The following is a 1,534-nucleotide window of genomic DNA, read 5'->3' as shown; positions in this document are numbered from 1 at the left end:
GAGCAGCGCGGATACGGTGAGTTCACCGAAGGCGAGCAGGAACGCCAGGAGACCACCGGCAGCGACCGAGGGCAGAATTGCTGGAGCGACAATGGTGCGAAGACGCCGCAAAAGGCGCGCCCCATCCAAGGCCGCCGCCTCCTCCATCGATTTCTCGATCTGCTCCAGGGCTGCGAGCGCTGGCTTGAGCACGACCGGAAGAAACCGACTGAGATACGCAAAGACGATGATCCACGGCGTTGCGTACAGCGACACGCCGAGAAGCGGCAGCGGCTTGATCAAAAGCAGAATGCACGCGATTGCGAGCACGATACCCGGAATGGCGTAGGGCGCTTCGATCATCGCGAAAAGCGTGTGACCAAAGTTGCGCGCCCGTCGATGTAAGAGATACGCCGCCGGGATAGACAGCGCGCTGAGGCATAGGGCGGTTGCGCCGGCGAACAGGAACGAGTTTCGAAACGCTCGCGCCGTCACATCCTGCCGCCAGAGAATTTCCCTGAAATTGTCGAACGTGAAAGTCGCGAGCGATAGCGCGACTCCGTACGAGGGCACGAGGGCAGCTGCGACGAGCGACACGATCGGCAGAACGAGCACACCGCCGATGACGGCCCAGGCCGCGAATGCAATCATCCACCGTGTGCGTCCTAGTCTCCAATAGGCGGCAAGACGGTGCTCGGCTTCGAGCTCTGTCGTCGATCCCTTCAGCGCGAGACGGCTCGCGACAATGCCCACTCCTGCAATCGCCGCAACGAAAACGCCGAGCACCGCAACGTCGCCGATCACTGAAGGACCGAAGCTCGACAGCCTGCGATAGATCAGCGTCGGCAATGTCAGATAGTTGACCGGCAATCCGAGGAGGGCCGCGATCCCGAAATTGCCGACGCCGGCGACGAAAGCGAGCAACGCGGCGCTTGCAAAATGCGGCTTCAGGAGCGGCGCGACGATGCGCATCGTGATTTGCGACGGCCGATCGCCATCCACCTGCGCGGCTTCGATCAGCGATTGCGGCACGCGCTTGAGACCGGCCATCAGCACGATGAAGACGATCGGGGCGTGGTGGAGACCGAGTACGAGAATGATCCCGCCGCGGCCGAGGAGCGGATTGGCGCTACCCGGGATCGGCGCCCATCCGAGCAATGTCAGGATCGGTGACGCAGGGCCCGCGAGCGTCATGAACGCGAGCGCCATCACCTGCGGCGCGACCATCAGCGACAGCACGAACAGGAAGCTCAAGCAGCGACGCGCCGGGACATCCGTCGCCGACAGAATGAGAGCCATGAACGACCCCAACGCGATCGCGATGACGCTCGATACCAGGGCCGTTTCAAGCGTTGCGATCGTCGCGCGAATGGCAGCACGGCTCGTCACCGCATCCAGAACGGCATCCGGCCTGAAGACGCCGCCCGGTGCAAAAGCGGCAAACAGCAAGCGGCCGAGCGGCAGTACGTCAAGCGCGAGAACCAGCGCACAAAGCAAAGCGAGGAGGCCAAGGCCACCTCGCTCCCACGGCGCCGAACGCTCGCGACCCGACGAC

At 63.5% G+C, this 1,534-nt stretch carries 1 protein-coding gene; it reads right to left on the bottom strand.

Annotation, left to right across the window (positions count from 1 at the left end):
- Positions 1 to 1,534: ABC transporter permease (locus AC1DT3_RS20710; RefSeq protein ID WP_477467083.1), on the bottom strand; the 1,534-nt coding region annotated here is incomplete at both ends.

The organism is Microvirga sp. P4_G7 (genome assembly GCF_056401005.1).
Note: the sequence above shows the minus strand (reverse complement) of the source record. Positions and strands in the feature narration are given on the sequence as shown.